Here is a 24,244-nt window from a genome sequence, read left to right as displayed (position 1 = left end):
GCTGTTCTTTCACGCGAAGGCCAGGATCGCAAGGATGCCGGCGAGCAGCAGCATGGTGCGGCGGTAAACCGTCAAGCCTCGATCGATGTCGGCGGCAAGCGGATCGCGCGCAGCTTCATTCAGCCATGGCTCGTTCGTGATGCTGCCGTGATAGATCCGCGGACCGCTGAGCCGCACACCGAGCCCACCCGCCATGGCTGCTTCCGGCCAGCCGCCGTTGGGCGAACGATGACGGCGTGCGTCCCGCGTCATGCACGACAGCGCCTCGGATCGCTGGGGCGCCAGCAGCACGAACAGAAATCCGGTCAGCCGCGCCGGAATGAAATTGGCGACATCGTCGATGCGCGCCGCGGCCCAGCCGAAGGCTTCGTGGCGTTCGGAGCGATGGCCGATCATGGAGTCCAGCGTGTTGATCGCCTTGTAGCCCAAAATGCCGGGAAGACCGAACAGCGCGCCCCAGAACACGGGTGCGACGATGCCGTCGGATGCATTCTCGGCGAGGCTCTCGATCGCCGCACGCGCGATCCCGGCCTCGTCGAGCGCTGCGGGATCGCGGCCGACGATGCGCGAGACCGCGTCTCGGGCGGCGGCGATGTCACCCGCTCGCATCGGGTTTGCGACGGCAGCAACGTGGTCGTGCAAGGAGCGTAGGGCGACCAGCGGCCAGGCGAGGACGCCGACCAGCACGATCTGGATCCAGCCCAAGGGAAGCAGGGACTGCAGCGCCCAGCCGAGCGCGACCGAGAGCGCGATCACCGCGAGCGCTCCGGCGAGACCAGCGGCGCGGCGAAATGCCGGCGGATCAGACGGTCGATTCCAGGCGGTGTCGATGGCAGAAATCAGCCAGCCCAGCCAGGTGACGGGATGGCCGATCCGCGCGAACAACCACGACGGCCAGCCCAACAGGGCATCCACCACCATCGCAACCGCCATCGCACCCGCAAAACCCACACCCGTCTCCTGTCCTGCCCCTGTTGCGCAAAGGGTGGCCGGAGCGCAAGCCCCTGATTGGCGGATTTCGGCTTTGTTTTTGGCCGCGTTTGGTGATTAGTGCAGGCCGACAGGAGACTTCATGGCCGTCATTTTGATCACCGGCGGAGCACGGTCGGGCAAGAGCAAGCGCGCGGAAATGCGCACGCGCGCCTTTCCCGGGCGGCCGGTCTACCTCGCGACAGCCGAGGCTCTCGATGCCGAAATGGAGGCGCGCATCGCCATGCATCGCGCCCGCCGCGGAACCGACTGGATTGAACGCGAAGTGCCGCTCGATCTCTTGCCCGCGCTGCTCGCCACCGACGGCGGCGGCGCGCGGCTCGTCGATTGCCTGACGCTTTGGCTCTCCAACCTGATGCATGGGGGGCGCGACTGGGAACGCGAGATCAAGGAGCTTGCCGGCGCCCTGCCCCGGCTGAAAAGTCCCGTCGTTCTCGTCACCAACGAAGTCGGCCTCGGCATCGTCCCCGACAATGCGCTGGCGCGGAGCTTCCGCGACGCCGCCGGCTTCATGAACCAGGCCATCGCGGCCGTTGCGGACGAGGCCGAGTTCGTCGTCGCCGGCCTGCCGATGAAACTGAAATGATGCCGCGCGACCAATTTTTGCGAGACGTCATCGCCGATCTCAGGATGGCGGCATCGTTCGTGACAATCCTCCCCGTCGCATTGTCGAAGCCCGCAGCTGACGGCGCCGTCGCACGCGCGACCTGGGCTCTTCCAGTCGCGGGACTGCTGGTCGGCCTTGCCGGCGCCTTAGTCTACAAGGTCGCGAGCCTGTTGGGTCTGTCGCCGAACCTTGCCGCCCTGCTCGCGCTGGCCGCGACCGCCCTCGTCACCGGCGCGCTGCACGAGGACGGCCTTGCCGATACCGCCGACGGGCTCGGCGGCGGCCGCACCCGCGAGCGCAAGCTCGAGATCATGCGCGACAGCCGGATCGGCACCTATGGCGTCTGCGCGCTGATCCTGTCGTTCGGCCTGCGCTGGAGCGCGCTCGCGACGATCGCCAATCCGTGGGTCGTCGCGCTCGCACTGTGCGCTGCGCACACTGCGGCCCGCGCGGGCTTGCCGGCCTTCATGTCGCAGGTCGCGCCTGCGCGACCTGACGGCCTGTCGGCGAGTGCGGGATCACCGCCGGGCCGCAGCGTTGCGATCGCATTCGCTGTTGGAATCCTCGCGCTCGTGCTCGCGCTTGGGCCGGGCAAGGCGCTGGTGAGCCTGATCCTGCTCGCTCTCTCCGGCCTGATGCTGGCGCGACTTGCCATCCGCCAGATCGGCGGGCAGACCGGCGACATCCTCGGCGCGTTCGAGCAGACCGGCGAGATTCTGATCCTGCTGGTTGCCGCAGCTTTCCAGATCGGAGGGTGACGCAATGGTCGAATTCGACGACACCTTCCGCCAGCACTTGCGCGAGCTGTTCGTGTGGCGCCGCGACGTGCGCCGCTTTCGCGCCGATCCGTTGCCGGACGGCGCCATCGATCGCCTGATCGAGACGGCCTGTCTCTCACCCTCGGTCGGCCTCAGCCAGCCCTGGCGCTTCGTCATCGTCGATGAGGCCGCACGGCGTCGCGCCGTGATCGACGACTTCAAAGCGTGCAACGCGGACGCGCTGAATTCCTATGCCGGTGAGCGCGCAGCACGCTATGCCACGCTGAAACTGTCGGGTCTCGAACAGGCCCCCGGCCACCTCGCCGTGTTCGCGGACAAGGCCAGCGACACCGGTCACGGCCTCGGCCGCGCGACGATGCCGGAGACGACGGAATATTCCGTGGTTGCGGCGATCACCGCGATGTGGCTGGCCGCGCGCGCCGAGGGCATCGGGCTTGGCTGGGTATCGATCCTCCATCCGAATCGCATCCACGCCATTCTCGACGTGCCCGACACCTGGAAATTCATCGCCTATCTCTGTATCGGCTATCCGGAAGTCGAATGCGACCGGCCCGAGCTGGAACAGGCGAAGTGGGAGCAGCGGCGGGGGGCAGAGGAATTCACGCTGCAGCGTTAATCAGGCCACGCCGGATATCCATCTTCCGTGTTGCGAGCGACTGCCGACGTAGGAATACGGTATCGGACTGCCAAACGCTGCGAATGAGCAGTCACAAGCGCATTTTTTCGTCAATTGTGGATGCCGGCCGTTCGCGCTAAGCATGCGCCTGGGGCTAGCCACCATGCAAAGAATGTCATGACCGAACGGCCTTCCGCTCTCGCGGTCGATCGCCGCGGGTTCATTCGCCTTGCCAGCACGACCGCCGCGGGGTGGCTGGCGCTCGGCGCAACATCTGATCGCGTGCGGGTCGTGGGATCGCTGACGGCGTTGCCGCTCGACGACGAGCTGACCAGAAGGAGCATGATCGACAGCCCGACCTCCCGCCTGGGTGGCCTCATCGTGGGCTTGAGGCAGCGAGGCTGGGTCGAAGGCGTCAATTTCCGCCTCGAGCTCCGATCGACCTTCGGCGCGCCGGATCGGCTGAAGACCGCGGTTCAGGAATTGCTGGCGCTCAAGCCGGATGTGATCCTGACCGGCTCGACGGTCGAAACCGCGGCCGTCCTGGAAGCCACAAAAACCATCCCGATCGTGTTCGCGACCGCCAACGATCCCGTCGGCAACGGCTTCGTCGAAAGCCTTGCTCATCCCGGCGGCAACGTGACCGGCTTCACCAACAGCACCGCCGAGATGGGCGGCAAATGGCTTCAGCTCATCCGGGAGGCCGTGCCGGATCTTGCGCGCGTCGGTATCCTGTACAACCCGGCGACCACTCCTCGCGGCGGCCGTTTCTTCCTCGATTCCATCGAGCAAGAGGCAGCACTGGCCGGCGTGTCCGTGATCCCCGCCCCCGTCAGCGCGCCAACGGAGATCGACGAAGCCGTCAGGCCCTTTTCCGCTCCCCCCAAGGCGGCAATGATTGCGCTGGTCGACAGCTTCCTGGTGGTCCACCGGCAGGCGGCGGTGGCGGCGGCGGCCAAATATCGCGTCCCTGCGATTTACCCGTTCTATTATTTCATGGATGCGGGCGGGCTGATGAGCTACGGGCCGACGCTCGAAGTGCGCTCGGCCGACTATGTCGATCTCATCCTGCGCGGTACCAAGGCCGGAGATCTGCCGGTGCAATCGCCGCGAAAATACGAGCTCCTGATCAACCGCACGGTCGCTCGCACGCTGGATTTGACGATACCATTCACACTGCTCGCGCGCGCCGACGAGATCCGCGAGTGAACGAGACGATCGACCAGGGAGATTTGCGGCCACCTCCCGGCCGGCTGTTCCGCAAATACCTCTACTCGATCGTCGCGCTCGCTTTCGCCGCGCTCGCCATCAACACCGGCTTCGACGTCTGGTTCTCCTATCGCGAGCAGAAGCAACTCCTGGCGGCGACCCAGCGCGAGCAGGCAGCAAGCGCCGCCGTCCAGATCGGCCAGTTCATTGGCCAGATCGAAAACCAGATCAGATGGCTCTCGCGCCTGCCCCCCGAGCTGTCCACGAACGAGGACCAGCGCCTGAACGCCATCCGCCTCCTGCGCCTCTCGCCTGCGATTGCGGACATCGCCGAGCTCGACGCCCAAGGCCGCGAGCAGGTGCGCGTGTCGCGCCGTGTCGCGGACAGGATCGGCAGCAAGACCGACCTCTCCGCCTCGCAGGCCTTCCGCGGCGCCAACGAAAGCCGCGCATATTACGGGCCGGTCTACTTCCTCGGCGACACCGAGCCGTTCATGACACTCGCCACGCGCGGAACGGGCCTGGCGCCGGATGTGATTGTCGCCGAGGTCAATCTTCGCTTCATCTGGGACCTCGTCGCCGGAATCAGGGTCGGCAACACCGGCAAGGCCTATGTGGTCGATCGCATGGGTATCCTGATCGCGCATCCCGATTTGTGGCGGGCGCTGCGCCGCAGCGATCTCTCCGGCCATCCCGACGTCCGAGCCGCGCTCGATGGCATCGGGCCGCCCTCCGGCGGCCTGGTCAAGGAGGATCTGTCCGGTCAACGCGTGCTGTCGACCTATGCGACGGTCCCCTCGTTGGGCTGGCTGGTGTTCGTCGAGCTGCCGCTCACCGAGGCCTATGCGCCGATCTATGCGTCGATCGGGCGCTCGACTTTTCTCCTGGTCATCCTGCTGGCATGTGCGGTGCTGGTCTCTCTCTTTCTGAGCCGGCGCATGACCGTGCCGATCCAGATCCTGACGCAGGGCGCGCGGCGGATCGGCAGCGGCGACCTCAGCCTGCGGCTCGCGATCAAGACCGGCGACGAGCTGGAGGCGCTCGGCGATCAATTCAACCGGATGGCCGCTCACTTGCGCGAATCCTATGCGACGCTCGAGCGCAAGGTGATCGAGCGCACCTCCGAACTGGAAAAGACCCGCGACCAGGCCCTTGCCGAGCACGATGCCGCCGAGCGTGCGCGCAGCGCGGCGGTCGCGGCCAACGAGACCAAATCGCGCTTTCTCGCGGTCGTCAGCCACGAGCTGCGCACGCCGCTGAACGGCGTCATGGGCGTGCTGCAACTGCTCGACGACGGCAGTCTCGGCGAAGCGCAGCGGCGCCACCTCACGACCGCGGCCGCGTCGGGCGAAACGCTGATCGCGCTGGTCGACGGCATCCTCGAATATGCGCGCCTGGAGGCCAGCGCCGAGACTCTGGAGACCCGCGATTTCCGCCTCGACCAGCTCATCGAGACGGCCGCCGATCTGATGCGTCCGCAGGCCTCTGACAAGGGCCTGACTTTCGATCTCGCCTGCGATGCGACGGTCAATACCTCCGTGCACGGCGATCCGGTGCGGCTCAATCGCATCCTGCTCAATCTGATCGGCAACGCGATCAAGTTCACCCCGCGCGGCGGCATCGGCTTGAGCGCGGCCGCCGAGAGACATGACGATCATGTCCTGCTGCGCATCACCGTGCGCGATACCGGCATCGGCATCGCGCCCGACATGCACGAGCGGATTTTCGAGGATTTCGTCCAGGCTGACGACAGTATCGCGCGGCGGTTCGGCGGCACCGGCCTTGGACTGGCGATCGCGCGGCGCCTCACCCGCCTGATGCGCGGCGAGCTGACGGTGGCGAGCACGCCGGGTACGGGCAGCTCCTTCATGCTTGAGGTACCGCTTGGCCTCGCCACCACCGACATCGCGCAAGGCGCGGTTCAGCCGCCATCACGGCAGCTTCGCGTGCTGCTGGTCGACGACGACCCCGTCAATTGCGAGGTCGGTGAAGCGATGTTGAAGAGGCTCGGCCACCACGCCACCATCGCCACGAACGGCGCGTCGGCCGTCGCGCTCCCCCGCGATCAGGCGTTCGACATCATCCTGATGGATCTGCACATGCCCGACATGGACGGCGTCGAGGCGGCATCGCGGATCCGCAAGCTCGGTCTGCCGACCATGCCGCGCATCATCGCGGTAACCGCGGACATGTCGGGCCGCGCCCGCGAGCGGCTCGCGGGGGCAGGCATTGCCAGGATCGTCAGCAAGCCGATCCTGATCAATGCGCTGCGCGAGGCGATCGAGGACGATGCCCAGAACCAGCCGGCCGCGCCGCAACTCGCCGCAGGCGCATTGATCGACCGGCATTTCCTTGATGACCAGAAGGAGCTGCTGGGCGCGGCGCAGATCGCAAAACTCCACGACCTGCTGGAACTGACGAGCGAAAAGCTGGTCGAGGAGATTGCCAAGGCTGCGGCGACTGACGATCCCGCGCAGCTCGCGCGCTGCGCGCACCAGCTCGGCAGCGGCGCGAGTGCGCTCGGCCTCGTCCGCCTTTTCGAATTCTGCCGTGAGGTCGAGCTGGCGGCAGTCACGATGTCCCGGCCCGAATGCGAGAGAGCCGCCCGCGAACTCGCCGCGCTTCGAGAGGCCTCGATGAGCGCGCTGGACGATCTGCTCCGGCCGGCCTAACAGCGTTCAGTCACTGGACTGAGATACAAGATGATCGGAGGCGCCGGTGCGCGCAAGATGTCTCGCCATTCTTCTCATGCTGCTCGCCCCTGCCGCGCGCGCCGAGGTCGAACAGTTTCCGTCCGGCTTCAAGACCAAAACCATCGCGGCCAACGGCACGCAGATTCATGTTCGCGTCGGCGGTCAGGGGCCTGTCGTGATCCTGATCCACGGTTTTGGTGATACCGGCGACATGTGGGTCAAGCTCGCCGCTGATATCGCGCGCGACCACACCGTTGTCGTGCCCGATCTTCGCGGTATGGGCCTCTCGAGCAAGCCCGACAATGGCTACGACAAATGGACCCAGGCTGCCGACATGCGGGCCGTTCTCGCAGCGCTCGGCATCGAAAAGGCCGTCGTCGTCGGCCACGACATCGGAACCATGGTGGCCTATGCCTACGCGGCCCGTTATCGCGACCTGGCCGAGAAGCTGATCGTGATGGATGCCCCGGTGCCTGGGGTGCCGCCATGGGACGAGGTGGTTCGCAGCCCGCAGCTTTGGCATTTTGATCTCGGAGGCCCGGACATGGAGCGGCTGGTCAAGGGCCGCGAGCGCATCTACCTCGACCGCTTCTGGAATGACTTCGCGGGGACGCCTTCCAGGATCGCGGACGCAACACGCCGTCATTACGCAGCGCTCTATGCGCGGCCGGGCGCCATGCGTGCTGCGTTCGCCCAGTTCAGGTCGATCCGAACCGACGCCGAGGACAACAAGAAGGCGATCGCGACCAAGTTGACCATTCCCGTGCTGGCTGTCGGGGGCGAAAAATCCTTCGGTGCGACAGAGGCCGTCGTGATGCGAAACGCCGCGACTGACGTCACCGAATTGGTCATTCCGGACGCCGGTCATTGGCTGATGGAAGAGCAACCGGCGGTGACCGTGAAGGCGATACGCCAATTCCTCGATACCAAAAAATAGAGCAGCGAGCCGCGCGGAGCCGACATATCTCGGCTCAGCCCTTCCGCGCGGGTCATTTTGATCGGGTTGACGCCTCGCCCTCCCGGCCAAAGCGCTCGACCAGGAAATCAATGAACAGCCGCACTTTCACCGACAGATGTCGGGTCGGCGGATACACCGCATAGAGCGCAAGCGGCGGCGCAGAATAATCGTCCAGCACCGTTCGCAGTTCGCCTGTCCTCAAGGCGTCGGCGGCGATGAACTCCGGGAGCAGCGCGAGCCCCCTGCCCTTGATCGCGACATCGCGCAGCACCTCGGCATTGTTGACGCAGAGCGACCAGGCCGGCTGGATCCAATGATCGCCGTCGGTGCCGGTGAGCTTCCACTGATTGCCAGTGAGCAGGAAGCCGTAGGTCAGCGAGACATGTTCGCGCAGATCCTGCGGATGTTTTGGGGTGCCGTGACGCGCCAGATAATCGGGCGAAGCGCAGATCATGCGCGCCACCGGGATGATCTTTCGCGCGATCAAACTCGACGATTCCAATTCCGCGATGCGCAAGGTCACGTCAAAACCGTCCTGCACGGGATCGAGCAGGTCGTCGCTGAGCACGAGCTGGAGCTGCAGCTCCGGATATCGCGCCATGAAATCGGCAAGCACCGGCCCGAGCCGCAGGGTGCCGAACGACATCGGCGCGTTGACGCGCAACAGGCCGCGCGGCGCCGATTGCGCTTGCACCACGGCCTGGTCGGCCGCCTCGATCTCCGACAGGATCACGACCGCGCGCTCGAAATAGCGCTGGCCGTTCTCGGTCGGGCTCGCATGGCGCGTGGTCCGGTTCAGGAGCTGCACGCCGAGGCTTTCTTCGAGGTCGGCGATGTATTTGCTGATCGCCGAGCGTGACAGCCGCAACTGCCGGCCCGCCTCGGCAAAACTGCCGCTTTCGACCACCTTTACGAAGGCTCGCAGGCTGGCGACCTTATCCACGGGCTGGCGCCGGCGATTGTTTCCAAATCGTAGACATAGCCGTCATATTTGCATGGATTGTCTCCAATCCAAAGCGGAACGATATTTCCCTGCAGAGCAAGACCGCTCCCCGAGCTTTGGAGGACCGACAATGTCTGGACTGCACCATGTGACCGCGATCGCGGGCGACCCCATCAGGAATTTCGGCTTTTACACCCGTGATCTCGGTCTGCGCTTCGTCAAGAAGACGGTCAATTTCGACGATCCCGGCACCTATCACTTCTATTATGGCGACGAGACCGGCCGCCCCGGCACCATCCTGACGTTCTTTCCTTGGGCCGGCGTGCCGGCCGGGCGCCGCGGCGTCGGCGAGACGCACCAGACCGCCTTCCGCGTGCCGCAAAGCTCGCTCGGCTATTGGACGCAACGCTTCGTCGAGAAGGGCATCGCTTATGAGGCGCTGGAGAAGCGTTTTGGCGAGTCCGTGCTGCCGTTCACAGACCCTGATGGCATGGCGCTCGCGCTCGTCGGTATCCCCGGCGCCGAGAGCGAGCCCGGCTGGAGCAATGGCGAGGTGCCGGCCGAGCATGCGATCCGCGGCTTCCATGGCGTGACCTTGCTGCTCGACAGCGCGGCAAAAACGGCTGCCGTCCTCACCGACGTGTTCGGCTTCAAGGAGACGGCGCGCGAAGGCTCGGTGATCCGCTTCAAGGCACCGGGCGATGCCGAAGGCAGCGTCGTCGACATCTACGAAGCCAAGGGCTTCCTGCGCGGACACCAAGGTGGCGGCTCCGTGCATCACATCGCCTTCCGCGCGGCCGATGACGCCGAGCAGGGCAAGATGGCGCAAAGGCTCGTGAGCAATCACGGCCTGCACCCGACCGAACAGCGCGACCGCAACTACTTCCGCTCGATCTACTTCCGCGAGCCCGGCGGCGTGCTGTTCGAGATCGCGACCGACATCCCAGGCTTCGCCGTCGACGAGCCCGTGGCAACGCTGGGACACGACCTGAAGCTGCCGAGCTTCCTCGAAGCACAGCGCAAGCAGATCGAGGGCGTGTTGCCGAACCTGGAAGAGAGGGTGTCGTGACCGAGAGTTCATTCATCCATCGTTTCGAGCCCGCGCGTGACGCGGGCTCTCCTCCTCTCCTGCTGCTGCACGGCACCGGCGGCGACGAGAACGACCTGCTCGGGCTCGGCAAGATGATCTCGCCCGGCTCGGCCCTGCTATCGCCGCGCGGCCGCGTGCTCGAACACCGCATGCCGCGCTTCTTCCGCCGCCTCACTGAGGGCGTGTTCGACGAGGACGACGTGCGCCGCCGCGCCCTTGAGCTCGGCGACTTCGTTGCGGAAGCGCGGCAGCGATATGGCCTCGCCGCGCCGGTCGCGGTCGGCTTCTCCAACGGCGCCAACATCGCAGCCGCGCTGTTGTTGCTGAAGCCGGACGCGCTTGCTGGTGCGATCCTGCTCCGCGCCATGGTGCCGCTGTCGGATCCGCCCAAGGTCAACCTCGCAGGCAAGCCGATCCTGCTGTTGTCCGGGCAGGCTGATCCGATCGTGCCGGCGAGCAATTCGGCCCGGCTCGCATCACTGCTTTCCGAAGCGGGCGCGCAGGTCGGTCACAAGGTCCTGCCGGCGGGCCATCAATTATCGCAGGCCGATTTGACGCTTGCCCGCGACTGGATCGGCAAATTCGCCGCCGAAGTCGCCTGACAGAAGAAGCGGCGCATCGATTTCGAACGGTGCGCCGCGGCTTCATTCGAACCAGCCGCGCCGCTTGAACCAAATCAGCGGCAGCACGCCGCTGGCAATGATGGCGAGCCACGCCAGCGGATAGCCGAAGGTCCAGTCCAGCTCCGGCATGTGCTTGAAGTTCATGCCCCAGATGCCGACCAGAATCGTGGGCGGCACGCCGACGACCGAGACGATCGTCAAGATCTTGAACAGCTCGTTCTGCTGGATGTTGATGAAGCCGAGCACGGCATCGAGCAGAAGCTGGATCTTGTCCGACAATCGCGTCTCGTAATCGCCGAGCGAAGCGACATCCTTGGAGACGGCTTCGAGCCGCTTCTTCGACGCGGCGGTGATCCATTCACCCCCGACATCGCCGGCGAATGAAGCGATGCGGCCAACGCCAAGCAGGACATCGCGCGCCTTGGCGAGCCGATCCGCCAACTCGCCGATGTTTTCCAGCGCCTCGCGCATCCGCCGGCTGGAGCGGACCGGCCGCTTGCTGCGAACGAGCCCGCCCTTGAAGACGTCCCGCGAGAGCCTGTCGACCTTCGCGCCGAGATGCTCAAGGACATCGGCGCCGCGGTCGACCATGGCCTCGATCAGGCTGGTGAACACGCACATGCCGTTCTCCAGGCTGTCATCGGAACCGATGCGCTTGCCGATGTCCTCGAAGATCGGCAGCTGCGCGAAACGCACCGTCACCAGCACGTGCGGTCCGATGACGAATCCCACCGGCGTGATCTCGGCCTCGTTGTTCTCGTTGAGCCGGACCGCCGGCGAGCTGAGATAGAGCGTGCCGTTGTCGAGGATCAGGCGGCTCGACGCTTCGATCTCGCTGAGCGAATCCTCGGACGGAACGCGTATCCCGAGCAATCGTTCGACGAACTGCTTTTCCTCCGCGGTTGCGTCCAATAGATCAGCCCAGATGATCTCGGAGGGCATCTCCGCGCCGATCTTCTGCCAGTCGTCGGATGGCCACCTGTATAGTTTGAGCAAGAACCGAACTCCGCATACCCTCGCGCCGGATCGCACGGCCTGCGGCCATCCTGCGCCAAGCTAACGCATGAGGGTTCCGAACGTTCAAAGTCGGGGGAGCATCGAGCGGCCCAATCAAACCAAGCGGGCGCGGCCTTCTTCGATGATGCCATCATGCCAGTGTTTTGCCCGACGCGTCAACGGCATCGCGCGACGCGCAACTCATCAATCGCGTCGCGCGCAAGTCATTGAAATCACTACCCTCGGCTACTGTGCATGGGGTTGTTCTTCAGGTTTTTTGTTTGGACCGGTCTCGTGACGATCTCTTCCGTTGGGAGAGATCGTCACCGACATCGCGCAATCGACATGCGCGCCCTACTCCCACGCCCATGTCGAGAAATCGTTCTCGTATTGGGGTACGTCCTTCCAGACGCCCTTCAGCTTCTTGTTGGTGATGGTGATCAGCTGCGGCTGGTACAAATAGCCCGAGACTGCATCGGTGGCCAGCATGCGCTGGGCGTCGCCGAGAAGCTTGGCACGGGCGGCTTCATCCGGCGTCGACACGATCTGCTTGTAGAGCGCGTTGAAGGCGTCGTTGTTGTAGCCGAGATAGTAGTCCGGCTCGGTGATCTTGACGAGATCGAACGGCTCGACATGGCTGACGATGGTGAGGTCGAAATTATGCGGACCATTGCCGGCGAACACCTGCGACAGCCATTGCGCCCATTCGACGTTCTCGATCTTGGCGACGATGCCGACCTTGGCAAGCTGGGCCGCGAGGACCTCGCCGCCCTGGCGCGCATAGGACGGCGGCGGCAGCTTCAACGACAGCTCGAGCGGGGTGGTAACGCCGGCTTCGGCCAGCAGCTTCTTGGCCTTCTCGGGATCGTAGGGGTTGATGCCTGTCGTGTCGACATAGCCGAGCGCGCCCGGCACGTAGAAGCTTCCGATCGGCGTGCCGAAACCGTCGACCGCACCGTCGATCATCGCCTTGCGATCGATCGCGGCGAGGATGGCACGGCGCACGCGAACATCGTCGAGCGGCTTTTTGCGATGGTTGATACCGACGATGGTCTTGGCCCTGGAGCCGCCGACCATAACGTTGAAGCGCGGATCCGCCTTGAACTGCGCGATGGTGCGCTGGGCCGACACCCGGGGAAACGCGTCGACGTCGCCCGACAGCAGCGCCGCCGTCTGTGCGGACGGATCGGAGATGAAGCGGATCGTCACCTTCGCGAGCTTGATCGCGGCGGCGTTGCGATAGTCAGCCCATTTGGTCAGGGTCATCGAGGAGCCCTTGGCCCAGGCGCCCAGCTGATAGGGCCCGGTCCCGACCGGCTGCGTGATATTGGTGGCAGCGCTCTTCGGCTCGACGATCGAGCCGCTCGCCTGCCCCAGCAGGAACGGCAGGTTCGGCTCGGAATTTTTCAGGCTGATCACGACCGTGTCGGCGTCGGGCGCATCGACCTTCTCGAAGCTCTGGAACAGGCTCTTGTCCTTGTTGGTGCTGGTGGGGACCGCGTTGCGCTCGAACGAGAACTTCACGGCTGCGGAGTCAAACGGCTCGCCGTTGTGGAACTTGACGCCCTTGCGCAGCTTGAACGTATAGGTCTTCAGATCGGGCGATGCAGTCCAGCTCTCCGCCAGCAGGGGCGAGGTGGTGCCGTCCTCGTTGATCTTGGTCAGGGTCTCATAGATGTTGTAGAGCGTGACCTCGGCGATCGCGGCGGCGGCGGCGTTGGTGGGATCGAGCCCCGGCGGTTCCAGCGCCATCGCCATGACGACGCTGTCCTTCTTGCTCTGAGCCAGCACCGGCAACGGAGCAGCGGCAAGTGCGGCGGCGAATGCGACGATCGATAGTTTCCTGAACATGCGTAACTCCCCGGCCTTGTCTTGTCTCAAGCCTACGCCAATCCTGCCGCGGACGCTAACCTTCCACGGGCAATTGCGGCAACGCCATCACGGCTTCCGCCTTGTGGCAAGCGGCCAGATGCGTCTCGCCCACCTTGCGTAGCTCAGGCAGAACCTCGCGGCAATGCTGGTCGGCTAGCGCGCACCGCGAGACATAGGGGCAGCCGGTCGCGGCCGCCGATTGCGAGGCGATCGCCTGGGCTCCGCGCCGCCGCCGGCCTCCGCCGGCGCGCACCCGCGGCACGGCCTCCAGCAGCGCTCGCGTATAGGGATGGGCGCAACGCTCGAACAAATCCTCAGGCCTGCCCTGTTCGACGATCCGGCCCAGATACATCACCGCGACCTCGTCGCAGAGATAGTCGACGACGGCCAGGTCGTGGCTGATCAGGACGTAACTGAGGCCGAACTGCTCCTGGAGGTCCTGCATCAGGTTCAAGACTTGCGCCTGCACGGAAACGTCGAGCGCGGAGACCGGCTCGTCGGCGACGATCAGCTTCGGCTGGGTGATCAGCGCGCGCGCAATGGCGATGCGCTGGCGCTGGCCGCCGGAGAACTCGTGTGGATATTTCTCCATGTCGGCATCGCGCAGACCCACCTGCCGTAGCACTGCGGAGACGCGGGCACGTAGCGTCGTGCGATCAATCCCCTCCAGCACGGTGAGCGGTTCGGCGACGATGCGCGCGATGGTCTGGCGCGGGTCGAGCGATCCGTAGGGATCCTGGAACACCATCTGGAAATCGCGGCGGGCGCGGCGCAACTCGTCGGCGGAGATGCGGTTGAGGTCGCGGCCGAGCAGCGCGACCCGCCCCGATGTCGGCCGCTCCAGCGCCATCACCACCCGCGCGAATGTCGACTTCCCGGAGCCGGATTCGCCGACGATGCCGAGGCTCTTGCCGGCGTCGACCCGCACGCTGACACCGTTGAGCGCGCGCACCTGCCCGGGCGGGCGGAACACGCTTTCGCGCGGCAACGTGTAGCGCTGCTCGAGATCCTTCACGTCGAGAAGAGGCGCCGTGCTCATACGGTCAGCGCTCCGACGCGTTCGGCCATCGACACGTCCGTCCGGATGCAGCGCACGAAATGGCCCGGTCCGACGTCCACCATTGCTGGAAGCGCAGCCCGGCACTGCTCGATCACGAGCGGACACCGATCGGCGAAGGTGCAACCGGAAGGCAGATCGGCGAGCTCCGGCACCGTGCCCGATATCGTCGTCAGCCGCGTCCCCTTGCGTGCGCCGAGTTTCGGTCGGGCGCGGAACAGGCCCTGCGTGTAGGGATGGCCCATCCGGCGGAACACCTCGTCGGTCGGTCCGCTCTCGATGATCGTGCCGCCGTACATCACCATCATGCGCTGCACGTTCTCGGCGATGACGCCGAGATCGTGCGAGATCAGGATCATCGACATGCCGCGCTCCTCGATGAGATCGGCGATGAGGTCGAGGATCTGGCCCTGGATGGTGACGTCGAGCGCCGTGGTCGGCTCGTCCGCGATCAGAAGGTCGGGCTCGCAGGCGAGCGCCATCGCGATCGTGACGCGCTGACGCTGGCCGCCGGAAAACTGGTGCGGATAAGCGTCGACGCGCCTGGCCGGATCAGGCAACCCGACGCGGTCGAGCAAGGCGATCGCCTCTCGCCGCGCCTGCGATGCCGAAAATTTCCTGTGACGCCGCAGCGGCTCGGCGACCTGGTTGCCGATCGTGTGCATCGGATTGAGCGCGGTCATCGGCTCCTGGAAGATCATGCTGATGCGATTGCCGCGCAGCCGACAATATTCCGCGTCCGACAAACCAGCGAGTTCGCCGCCATCCAGCTTGATGCTGCCGGTGACGGACGCGCTATCCGGCAGCAGCCCCATCAGCGACAACGCGGTGACCGACTTGCCGCAGCCGGATTCGCCGACGAGCCCGAGCGTCTCGCCGCGCTTCAGCGCAAAGCTGACGCCGCGCACGGCCTGCGCCGGCCCGCGGCTGGTGTTGAGGCGCACGCCGAGATTGACAACCTCGATCAACGGCATGGACGAGCGCTCGCTCATCATCATCGCTCCCGCGCCAGTCGAGGGTCGAGCAGATCGCGCAGTCCGTCGCCGAGCAGATTGAGGCCGAGCACCGCGATTGCAATCGCAGCACCCGGGTAGACGGCGAGCATCGGCGACTGGAACAGCAGCGACTGCGCGTCGTTCAGCATCCGTCCCCAGGACGGCTGCGGCGGCTGCGTGCCGAGACCGAGATACGACAAGGCGGCTTCGGCAAGGATCGCGAGCGCAAACTGGATCGTCGCCTGTACGATCAGAATCGACATGATGTTGGGCAGCACGTGCTCGATGGTGATGCGAAAGCGCCCTTTCCCCGCGGCGCGCGCGGCCAGCACGAATTCGCGCGCCCAGATCGCGTTGGCCGAGCCGCGCGTCAGCCGGATCAGCGTCGGGATCTGGAAGATGCCGATGGCGACGATCGAGGTCACCATGCCGGGCCCCACGACCGCGGCGAGCATGATCGCCGAGAGCACGGCCGGAAAGGCGAAGGTGAAATCGGAGAAGCGCATGATGATCTCTTCGGTCCACCCGCGCCTGGCCGACGCGATGAGGCCGAGACAGACGCCGAAGGTGAGGCCGATGCTGACCGCGATGATGCCGACCATGATGGTGGAGCGGGCGCCGGCGAGCAGCAGCGAAACGATGTCGCGGCCGAAGACGTCGGTGCCGAGCCAGTGCGCGGCCGAGGGCGGCCGGAGCTTTGACGCGATGTCGATCTCATAGGGCGACCAGGGCGTCCACACCAGCGACAGCAGCGCCGAGGCGAGAACCAGCAGGCTCAGCGCGCCGCCGAGCACGAAGCTGCGATGACGCAGCGCGCGGCGCCAGAAGGTCCGGGCCGGCAGAGGGCGCGCTACGGCCGGCGCGTCGACGAGGGTGGTCAACGGCGCGCTCACAGATCGTGGACCTTGATGCGGGGATCGACGAAGGCATAGAGCACGTCGACCACGAAATTGACGATGACCACCATGGTCGCGAGCAGCATCACGCAGTTGCGCACCACGATGAGGTCGCGGTTGGCGATCGACTGAAAGATCAGGCGGCCGAGCCCCGGCAGATAGAACACGTTCTCGATCACGATGGTGCCGGCGAGCAGATTGGCGAATTGCAGGCCCATGACCGTCATCACAGGGATCATGGCGTTGCGCAGCACATGACTCCACAGTACCTCGCGCTTGCCGAGGCCCTTCGCGCGCGCCGTGCGGACGAAGTCTTCGCGCAGCACTTCCAGCACAGCCGAGCGCGTGACGCGTGCGAGGATCGCGGCCTGCACGACCGCAAGCGACACCGCCGGCAGCAGCAGCGACTTGATGCCGAGCCAGACGCCGTCCTCCCAACCGGGAAAGCCGCCCGCGGAGAGCCATTGCAGCCGTACCGAGAACAGTAGCACCAGCAGGATTGCGAACCAGAAATTCGGCAGCGCGATGCCGATCTGCGTCAGCGACATCACGCCGACGTCGCCGAGCTTGTTGTGGTTGGCGGCGGTGTAGATGCCGGCCGAGAGCGCCAGCGTCACCGTGATCAGCATGGACATCATCGCGAGCGGAATGGTCAACACCAGCCGCTCCACGATCAGGCTGGCGACCGGTGTGCCGTAGACATAGGAGTTGCCGAGATCGCCGACGAGCAGCCCTTTGATCCAATGCAGATAGCGAACCGCCAGCGGCTGGTCGAGCCCGAGCTTGACGGTGAGCGCGCGGACCGCATCTGGCGAGGCGTCGGCGCCCATCAGCATCTGCGCGGCGTTGCCCGGAAGCGCATCCAGCACCAGGAAAATGATCACGGACGCGCCGACCAGCGTCGCCAGCAGGGTCAGCACACGTCGGAGGACAAATACGCTCATGCGCGCTCGGATTCAGGGCTCATCCGCAGCACGATCAACATGTCCGGGCATCGGAGGCAAGTGCTTTGCAAACAAGTCCCTTGCGGCATGTGCCTCACCTCAGCCGGGCCAGCGGGACAGGAGGTCATGCGACGCCTCGAACAGCGCGCTCACGCGCAGCAAGTGCGCATCAGCGCGGAAGCGGCCGACGAGTTGCAAGCCGATCGGCAGGCCGTCGCGGCCGAAGCCGCAGGGCAGACTGAGCGCGGGGTGTCCGGTCATGTTGAACGGCATGGTCCAGGGGAACCAGTGCGGCCGGACGCTGCCAAACTGCTTGCCGTCGATCTCGATGGTGCCGAACAGGTCCTGATCGATCGGCAGGGCGGTGCGGGTGAGGGTCGGCATCGCCAGCAGATGCCCATGCGCAAGCAGGGACTGCACCCGGCGGAACAGCGCCGTGCGCGCGAACATCGCCTCCTGATAGGCAACGCCGCTGAAGTCGGTGGCGAGCGCAAGCTGCCTGAGGAAGGCCTCGCTCAGCGCGTCCCCATGCTCGGCCGCGAATTTTGCAAAGCGCGTCCGCCAGACCGTGTGATTGATGGCGCGCCAGATCGGCTCGATGTCGAACCCCTCGCCCGAAAACTCCTCGAGCTCGGCACCTAGGCCCGCAAGTCGATCGAGGCTCGCCTTGAAGCCGGCCTCGACGTCGACAGATACCGGGCGTCCGGGTGGCGACAGGCAATACAGGATTTTCTGCCCACGCAGATCGCCACGCGGGGCGGCCGTGCCGATGAAGTCGGGCACGGGAACGCCGATCGACCAGGGATCGCAAGAATCCTCGCCGGCCATCGCCTGCATCATCAGCGCGGTGTCGGGGACGGACCGCGTCATCGGCGTGACATAGGTCTGGTTGCCGAACACGTCCAGCGCCTGGCTATGCGGGATTACGCCATTGCTCTGCTTCAGCCCGACCACGCCGTTGCAAGCGGCGGGAATCCGCGTCGAGCCGCCGCCATCGGTTGCGATCGCAAGCGGCGCGATGCCGCTCGCCACCGCCACCGCCGCGCCGCCACTGGAGCCGCCCGACGAGCGCTCGGCGCTCCACGCATTGCGGGTGCGGCCGAACAGCGGCGAGTCGGTCAGGCATTTGCTGCCGAATTCGGGCGTCGTGGTCTTGCCGATCAGAATGGCGCCTTCCGCACGCAGCCTTGCAACCGCGACGGCATCCTCGTTCGGAACATTATCCTTGTAGGGAATGGCGCCGAAACTGGTCGTGACACCCCTGGTGTTGACGATGTCCTTGACGGTTGCGGGGATGCCGTGCAGCAGGCCGAGCGGCTCGCCCGCCATCAGCTTGCGCTCGGCTTCGCGCGCGGCGGCAAGCGCCTCGTCGCCGCAGATCGTGATGAAGCAGTTCAGCTCGGGCTGGAGCGCTTCGGCGCGGGCGAGCACCGCGCGGGTGAGCTCGACGGGCGAGATCTGCTTTGTCGCGATGAGACCGCGCAGCACGGTTGCGGATAGCAGGCAAGGATCGCCGTTCATCGTCACATCGCTCCGAAGCGGGCCGCCGTTGGCCGATAGCATTGACAGCCAGGATGACAGTTTTTTTAACTCGCCGTCCAATACGATTTTGAGCACCAACCCATACGATTTCGGTATGCCAATGGATCTTCGCCGGCTCCGCTATTTCGTTGCCGTCGCCGAGGCGCGCAGCGTCGGCAAGGCGGCCGAGCGGCTGCGGATGGCGCAGCCGCCGCTCTCGGTCCAAATCCGCAAGCTGGAGGCCGAGGTCGGCGCGCCGCTGTTCCGCCGCGGCACGCGCGGCATGGATTTGACCGAAGCGGGCCAGGCGCTGCTGGCGCGCGCCGGCGAGGCGCTGGCGCTGGCGGCCGACGGCATCGAGGCCGCGCGCGCGGTCGCGGCCGGCAGCCGTGGTCGGCTGTCCGTCGGCTACATGTTCGTACTGGCGAACGCGATGCTGCCGCGTCTCATCCCCGAGTTGCGGCGATCCGTTCCCGGCGTCGATCTCGATTTCGCCGAGCTCAGTGCCACGACGCGCGAGCCGCGTCTGCTCGACCGTAGCGTCACGGTCGCGCTGTGCATGCCGGCGATCCACCATCCCGAGATCCAGGTGGCCCGAATCGGCGCGCAGCCGTTCGTGCTGGCGGTGCGAAACCGTTCGCCGCTTGCGCGCCTGAGCGCGGTGTCAATGACACGACTACAAGGCCGTCCGCTGATCGCGTTGCCGCCGCCGGAGCGGGACCCCTCCTCCTCCGCGGTCGCGGCCCTGCTGCGGCGGCATCAGATCGTGATGCCGATTGCGAGCCGGGTAGAGACAGTGCATTCGGCGATGAACCTGGTTCTCGCCGGTGAAGGCCTCGCCATCCTGCCCGCCTGCGCCCAGCTCGGGGCGCCGCGCGGCATCGTGTTCCGGCCGTTGCGGGATGCGACCGATTCCATCGACATCGCGGTCTGCTGGCGGCGGGATTCTCACAGCCCGCTGATCCGGACCTTCCTCAAATGCGCCGAGAAGGTCGTGGCACCGCTGTGACGCGACGCTACAAGCTCCAGATAATCTCGTGACTCCACGGCGGATCGGCACCGGGACGGGTGCAGGTGAGACCGGCGCAATTGGCAGCAAAGGATAGTGCACCGCGAAGCTCGTCCGCGCCGATATCCTTCAGTTGCTGTCGGGCGAGGCGTCCCTGCTTGTGCAGGGCGAACAACAACGCCGCCTGAAAACTGTCACCCGCGCCGATGGTGTCGGCGACCACGACCTTGGGGGCGGCGACCTCGATCTGCCCTGCCCCCGCATGCCACGCGATCGCACCGTTGTCGCCACGGGTGATGACGACGAGGCTCGCGCCGCGTGCAAGCAGCGTGCTCGCACGCTGGTGATACGGCTCGTCGGCGAACAGATAGGTAAAATCGACGTCTGACATCTTGATGAGATCGGCACAGCCGGAAAACTCGGCCATGCGGGCGAGATAAGCCGGCTTGTCCTTCACGAGGTTGGGCCGGCAGTTCGGATCAAAGGAGATTGTCGAGGACGCTCGTGCGTCCGCGATCAGGGCCATGGTCTCGCTCGCGCCCTGGTCATTGACCAGCGTGGTCGAGCCGACATGGAGAACTTCGACCGTATCGAAGGGAATAGAGCCGCGCCGGTAGGTCCAATTCCGCGTCGCGGTCTCGGCGTCGTAGAAAGCATAATGCGACTCTCCCGCGACGATACGCACGAAGGCGAGCGTGGTCTGGTGATCGCTGCTTGTGGCGAGACCGAGCTCGACATTGGATGCAGCGGCGTGGTCGGCGATCATGCGCCCGAACATGTCCGTCGAGATCCCGCCGACAAAGCCGGTCGGCGCGCCGAGCCGCGCCATGCCGATTGCGACGTTGAGGCAGGAGCCGCCGACCGCCGGCATCACCGCTTCGCGCCCGTCGGTATTTCGCGTCGGGACAAAATCGATCAGCGCGTCGCCGCAGGAAATCAACATCCGTTTCAACCTCCGGCCATTCCACGCATCGCGGCGCGGCTGCCGCGATCGACCTCGCGCAGCAACTTGTAGACCTCGCGCTTGCGGGCGTGAAAGGCGGCAATGTCGGGCGTAGTGGGCTCGCTCTTCTGTCCCAGCGCCGACATCTTGGCCATGGTTTCGCCGATCGAGGCATAGGCGCCGCCGGCGACTGCGCCGAGCATCGCGGCGCCGAGCAGCACGGGCTCCCTGGTCTGCGGCAGCGCCACGGTGAGGCCAGTCGTATCGGCCATGATCTGCCGCACCAGCGGACTGCGGCTGGCGCCGCCGCCCATGATCATGATGCTGGAATGGACGCCATGCGCGGCAAAGGCCTCGATCACCTCGGCAAGCCCATAGGCGAGCCCGCACAGACCGGCGACGAACAGCCGTTCCATCGAGGCGATGTCGGTGTCGAGATCGAGGCCCGCGATCACCGCGCGCGTGTCAGGGTCGGCATAGGGCGAGCGGTTGCCGATGAACTCAGGAAGCACATGGACGTTGCGGGCCAGCAGCACGGCGCGGCTGGCGCCGCCTGCGCGCGCGATGATGCGGCGCTCGAGAAACTCGATGAGGTCGAGGCCCTCGCTGCGCGCCGCCACGCTCGCCTCGGCGTGGCCGGGATGCGACTTGAGAAGATGGTCGATCGCAGCGCCCGCAGCCGACTGCCCGCCCTCGTTGAGCCAGAAATTTGGTACCATGCCCGAATAGTAAGGACCCCACACGCCCGGTACGAAGCACGGTTCTTTCGTCGTCGCCATGATGCAGGCCGACGTTCCCATGATGTAGGCGAGGCGGTCGCAGACATCTGTCGCGCCCTCCGATTCATCGCGGCCGCCGATGGCGCCGATGCCGCCGGCATGGGCATCAATCAGGGACGCTCCGACCGGCGTGCCCGGTGACAAGCCGAGATCGGCAGCTGCCGTACCGGTTAGACCGGCGCCGAGCCGCGTGCCAGGCGCGACGATCTCGGTGCCGATGCGGGCGTATTTCTCGTTGACGAAGTCCGACAGGCCGATGCGCTTGAAGAATGGCGCGCTCCAGCCACCGCCGTCATGCGCGAGGTAGTTCCATTTGCAAGTGACCGTGCAGGTCGAGCGTTGCAACGAGCCGGTGGCGCGCCAGGTCAGGTAATCCGCCAGATCGAAGAAGTGCCCTGCGGCGTCGAAGCTCGTGCGCATGTGCCGCTTCAGCCACAGCAGTTTCGGCATCTCCATCTCGGGCGAGATCGAGCCGCCGACATAGCGCAGCACGGCATCACCGGTTTCGTTGATCAGCCGCGCCTCGGCCGTGGCGCGGTGATCCATCCAGACGATGACGTTGCGCTGCCGGTCGCCGGAGGCGCTGATGGTGAGCGGCTCGCCTTGCCGGTCGAGCACCACGAGGGAGCAGGTGGCGTCGAAACCGATACCGCCGACGCTGTCGGGCGCGATTGCAGCTTCCGCCATCGCGGCCCGCACCGACGCCGTGCAAGCGTCCCAGATATCCTGGGACGACTGTTCGACGATGTCACCGGCCTCGGGCCATATCCTGATCGGATGCCGTGCGATAGCCAGCAAGGTGCCCGCCTCGTCGAACACCCCTGCCCGCGTGCTTGTGGTCCCTACATCGACGCCGATATACGCTCGCGGCATTGTCGCCCCCGGAAGCTCTCGTCAGTTTTGACGCAAGCCTACCAGCAAGTGTAGCCGCCATCCACCAGCACGATGCTGCCGGTCATCAGGCTCGCGGCCTCGGACGAGAGAAAGAGCACCACGGAGGCGATCTCCTCGACCTGCCCCATCCGCGCCATCGGGGTTCCACCGATCCAGGCGTCGTACATTCTCGGATTGCTCTTCACGAAGGCGTTGAGCGGCGTCTCGATATAGGTCGGCGCCACCGCGTTGACGCGGATGCCGCGCGCGCCCCATTCGGCGGCGAGCGATTTCGTCAGATGGTGCACGCCGGCCTTGGACGCATTGTAGAAGCACTGCTCCTGCGGCTTGTTGACGATGAAGCCGGACATCGAGCCGACATTGACGATGGCGCCGCTCTTCGCCTTGAGCATGTGCTTGCCGAATTCGCGGCAGCACCAGAAGGTGCCGTTGAGATTGACGTCGATCACATTGAGCCAGTGCTCGTCGGTCACGGTCTCCGCCGGCGTCTCGCTGCGGGCGATGCCGGCGTTGTTGACGAGGATGTCCACCTTGCCGTGCCGGGCAACGACGTCGTTGGCCACTTCCGCCACGCGCTTGGTATCGGTGACGTCCATGATCGCCGTCTCGGCGTCATACCCCTTCGCCTTCAGGCTGGCTTTTGCACTGTCGGCGACCTTACTGTCGCGATCGCCGATGACGACCCTGGCGCCGGCTTCAGCCAGCGCTTCGGCGCAGGCGAAGCCGATGCCTTGCCCGCCGCCGGTGATGAACGCGGTCTTGCCGTTCAGCTTGAATTTTTCCAGGTACATGTTGCTTTTCCCGATTCTTGCCGTTTCTTGTCAGCCCCGGATGGCGTTGCCGCTTGCGTCGAAGCGATGGATGCGCGCTGGCTCCGGCACCAGCGATACATGGTCGCCGGCGTGCAGGCTCAACTCACCGATGTAGCGCGCCGTCAGCATGCCGAGCGGGCCGGCATCGACATAAAGGAAGGTGTCGCTGCCGAGATGCTCGGCCACCGCGATCGTTCCCTGCCAGCCGCCGGCACCGTCGCGCTCGATCTTGAGATGCTCAGGCCGTACGCCGATCGTTGCTGCGGCCTTCTGCAAGGCGTGCTCGCCGGTCACGAAGTTCATCTTGGGCGAGCCGATGAAGCCGGCGACGAAGAGGTTGGCCGGCTTCTCGTAGAGCTCCAGCGGCGAGCCGTATTGCTCGATCTTGCCGCCGTTGAGCACCACGATCTTGTCGGCCATGGTCATGGCCTCGACCTGGTCGTGGGTGACATAGATCGCGGTGGTGCCGAGCTGCTTCTGGAGCCGCGTCACCTCGATCCGCATCTGCACGCGCAGCGCCGCGTCGAGGTTGGAGAGCGGCTCGTCGAACAAAACGCCTTGGGCTTGCGGACGATGGCACGCCCGATCGCGACGCGCTGGCGCTGGCCGCCGGAGAGCTCGCGCGGCTTGCGATCGAGATAGGGCGTGAGGTTCAGCGTTGCGGCGGCGGCCTCGACCTTACGGTTGATCTCGTCCTTGGCCAGCCCCGCCATCTTCAGGCCGAAGCCGATGTTGCCGCGCACGCTCATATGCGGATAGAGCGCATAGGACTGGAACACCATCGAGAGCCCGCGCTTGGCCGGCGGCGTGTCGACCACGTTCTTGCCGTCGATCAGGATCTTGCCGCCGGAGACGTCCTCGAGCCCCGCGATCAGCCGCAAGAGCGTGGTCTTGCCGCAGCCCGACGGCCCCACGAACACCACGAACGACCCATCGGCGATCTCCAGGTCCGCGCCCTTGATGATGTGCACGGGGCCGAAGGATTTCTGCACGTCCTGAAGTGTGATCTGACCCATGA

At 65.6% G+C, this 24,244-nt stretch carries 21 protein-coding genes and 1 pseudogene; 9 read left to right on the top strand and 13 right to left on the bottom strand.

From position 1 onward, the window contains the following. Window positions 1–9: 9 nt before the first annotated feature. Window positions 10–951: an adenosylcobinamide-phosphate synthase CbiB gene (gene cbiB / locus ACFQX9_RS02645; protein WP_085385847.1), complete on the bottom strand. Its 942-nt coding sequence runs from the start codon at window positions 949–951 to the stop codon at window positions 10–12. Window positions 952–1,072: 121 nt separating this feature from the next. On the opposite strand from cbiB, the gene cobU reads away from it, so the two are divergent. The 6 genes from cobU to ACFQX9_RS02615 all read left to right on the top strand — a co-directional run bounded on the left by cobU (window position 1,073) and on the right by ACFQX9_RS02615 (window position 7,831). Next, window positions 1,073–1,576 carry a bifunctional adenosylcobinamide kinase/adenosylcobinamide-phosphate guanylyltransferase gene (cobU, locus tag ACFQX9_RS02640; protein ID WP_204510764.1) on the top strand — a complete coding sequence of 168 codons (504 nt, stop codon included), beginning with the start codon at window positions 1,073–1,075 and terminating at the stop codon, window positions 1,574–1,576. Further along, a complete protein-coding gene (gene cobS, locus ACFQX9_RS02635; protein WP_204510763.1) occupies window positions 1,573–2,355 on the top strand; it encodes an adenosylcobinamide-GDP ribazoletransferase in 783 nt (260 codons plus the stop codon). The genes cobU and cobS overlap by 4 nt, the downstream gene beginning before the upstream one ends. A 4-nt stretch (window positions 2,356–2,359) precedes the next feature. Then, the gene (gene bluB, locus ACFQX9_RS02630; RefSeq protein WP_204510762.1) at window positions 2,360–2,992 is read left to right on the top strand and encodes a 5,6-dimethylbenzimidazole synthase; all 633 of its coding nucleotides are present in this window, start codon (window positions 2,360–2,362) and stop codon (window positions 2,990–2,992) included. Between the two features lie 177 nt (window positions 2,993–3,169). Further along, window positions 3,170–4,201, top strand: coding sequence for an ABC transporter substrate-binding protein (locus ACFQX9_RS02625; RefSeq protein WP_204510761.1), 1,032 nt, complete (start codon window positions 3,170–3,172; stop codon window positions 4,199–4,201). After that, complete coding sequence (locus ACFQX9_RS02620) at window positions 4,198–6,873, top strand: hybrid sensor histidine kinase/response regulator (RefSeq protein ID WP_247370818.1); 2,676 nt, start codon at window positions 4,198–4,200, stop codon at window positions 6,871–6,873. Before ACFQX9_RS02625 ends, ACFQX9_RS02620 begins: the two co-directional genes overlap by 4 nt. 76 nt (window positions 6,874–6,949) lie before the next feature. After that, window positions 6,950–7,831 carry an alpha/beta fold hydrolase gene (locus ACFQX9_RS02615; protein ID WP_247455170.1) on the top strand — a complete coding sequence of 294 codons (882 nt, stop codon included), beginning with the start codon at window positions 6,950–6,952 and terminating at the stop codon, window positions 7,829–7,831. 52 nt (window positions 7,832–7,883) lie between these two features. Here ACFQX9_RS02615 and ACFQX9_RS02610 read toward each other — a convergent pair whose 3' ends face one another. Further along, entirely contained in the window at window positions 7,884–8,795 is a 912-nt protein-coding gene (locus ACFQX9_RS02610) for a LysR family transcriptional regulator (RefSeq protein ID WP_247370820.1), read from the bottom strand. A gap of 130 nt (window positions 8,796–8,925) precedes the next feature. Between ACFQX9_RS02610 and ACFQX9_RS02605 the strand changes: the two genes are divergently transcribed. Further along, entirely contained in the window at window positions 8,926–9,864 is a 939-nt protein-coding gene (locus tag ACFQX9_RS02605; RefSeq protein WP_018458646.1) for a ring-cleaving dioxygenase, read from the top strand. Next, complete coding sequence (locus ACFQX9_RS02600) at window positions 9,861–10,487, top strand: alpha/beta hydrolase (RefSeq protein WP_247370821.1); 627 nt, start codon at window positions 9,861–9,863, stop codon at window positions 10,485–10,487. Before ACFQX9_RS02605 ends, ACFQX9_RS02600 begins: the two co-directional genes overlap by 4 nt. Window positions 10,488–10,529: 42 nt before the next feature. Here ACFQX9_RS02600 and ACFQX9_RS02595 read toward each other — a convergent pair whose 3' ends face one another. From ACFQX9_RS02595 to ACFQX9_RS02565, 7 genes are all read right to left on the bottom strand, one after another. Then, a complete protein-coding gene (locus tag ACFQX9_RS02595; protein ID WP_204510757.1) occupies window positions 10,530–11,504 on the bottom strand; it encodes a magnesium transporter CorA family protein in 975 nt (324 codons plus the stop codon). 354 nt (window positions 11,505–11,858) lie between these two features. Then, entirely contained in the window at window positions 11,859–13,355 is a 1,497-nt protein-coding gene (locus ACFQX9_RS02590) for an ABC transporter substrate-binding protein (protein ID WP_377786424.1), read from the bottom strand. Window positions 13,356–13,410: 55 nt separating this feature from the next. Then, a complete protein-coding gene (locus tag ACFQX9_RS02585; RefSeq protein ID WP_377786422.1) occupies window positions 13,411–14,415 on the bottom strand; it encodes an ABC transporter ATP-binding protein in 1,005 nt (334 codons plus the stop codon). Next, window positions 14,412–15,425, bottom strand: a complete 1,014-nt coding sequence (locus ACFQX9_RS02580) for an ABC transporter ATP-binding protein (protein ID WP_247393840.1) — start codon at window positions 15,423–15,425, stop codon at window positions 14,412–14,414. The genes ACFQX9_RS02585 and ACFQX9_RS02580 overlap by 4 nt, the downstream gene beginning before the upstream one ends. 2 nt (window positions 15,426–15,427) lie before the next feature. Then, complete coding sequence (locus ACFQX9_RS02575; protein WP_018458640.1) at window positions 15,428–16,321, bottom strand: ABC transporter permease; 894 nt, start codon at window positions 16,319–16,321, stop codon at window positions 15,428–15,430. Next, a complete protein-coding gene (locus tag ACFQX9_RS02570; protein WP_026233628.1) occupies window positions 16,318–17,268 on the bottom strand; it encodes an ABC transporter permease in 951 nt (316 codons plus the stop codon). Before ACFQX9_RS02570 ends, ACFQX9_RS02575 begins: the two co-directional genes overlap by 4 nt. A 99-nt stretch (window positions 17,269–17,367) precedes the next feature. Continuing rightward, complete coding sequence (locus ACFQX9_RS02565) at window positions 17,368–18,789, bottom strand: amidase (protein WP_085385944.1); 1,422 nt, start codon at window positions 18,787–18,789, stop codon at window positions 17,368–17,370. Between the two features lie 121 nt (window positions 18,790–18,910). On the opposite strand from ACFQX9_RS02565, the gene ACFQX9_RS02560 reads away from it, so the two are divergent. After that, window positions 18,911–19,798: a LysR family transcriptional regulator gene (locus ACFQX9_RS02560; protein WP_018458637.1), complete on the top strand. Its 888-nt coding sequence runs from the start codon at window positions 18,911–18,913 to the stop codon at window positions 19,796–19,798. Window positions 19,799–19,805: 7 nt separating this feature from the next. On the opposite strand, the gene ACFQX9_RS02555 is transcribed toward ACFQX9_RS02560, so the two are convergent. The 4 genes and pseudogenes from ACFQX9_RS02555 to ACFQX9_RS02540 form a co-directional block, all read right to left on the bottom strand. After that, window positions 19,806–20,741 carry a carbohydrate kinase gene (locus ACFQX9_RS02555; protein ID WP_377786419.1) on the bottom strand — a complete coding sequence of 312 codons (936 nt, stop codon included), beginning with the start codon at window positions 20,739–20,741 and terminating at the stop codon, window positions 19,806–19,808. A gap of 5 nt (window positions 20,742–20,746) precedes the next feature. Continuing rightward, window positions 20,747–22,393, bottom strand: coding sequence for an FGGY-family carbohydrate kinase (locus tag ACFQX9_RS02550; RefSeq protein WP_085395492.1), 1,647 nt, complete (start codon window positions 22,391–22,393; stop codon window positions 20,747–20,749). 38 nt (window positions 22,394–22,431) lie between these two features. Next, on the bottom strand, window positions 22,432–23,205 hold the full coding sequence (locus ACFQX9_RS02545; RefSeq protein ID WP_018458634.1) for an SDR family NAD(P)-dependent oxidoreductase: 774 nt from the start codon (window positions 23,203–23,205) through the stop codon (window positions 22,432–22,434). Between the two features lie 30 nt (window positions 23,206–23,235). Beyond that, window positions 23,236–24,242, bottom strand: a pseudogene (locus ACFQX9_RS02540) (ABC transporter ATP-binding protein). Window positions 24,243–24,244: the final 2 nt, after the last annotated feature.

It is taken from the genome of Bradyrhizobium sp. GCM10028915, assembly GCF_042666195.1.
Lineage (GTDB): Bacteria > Pseudomonadota > Alphaproteobacteria > Rhizobiales > Xanthobacteraceae > Bradyrhizobium > Bradyrhizobium canariense_D.
The sequence above is the reverse complement of the archived record's forward strand: the minus strand, read 5'-3'. Positions and strand labels throughout refer to the sequence as shown.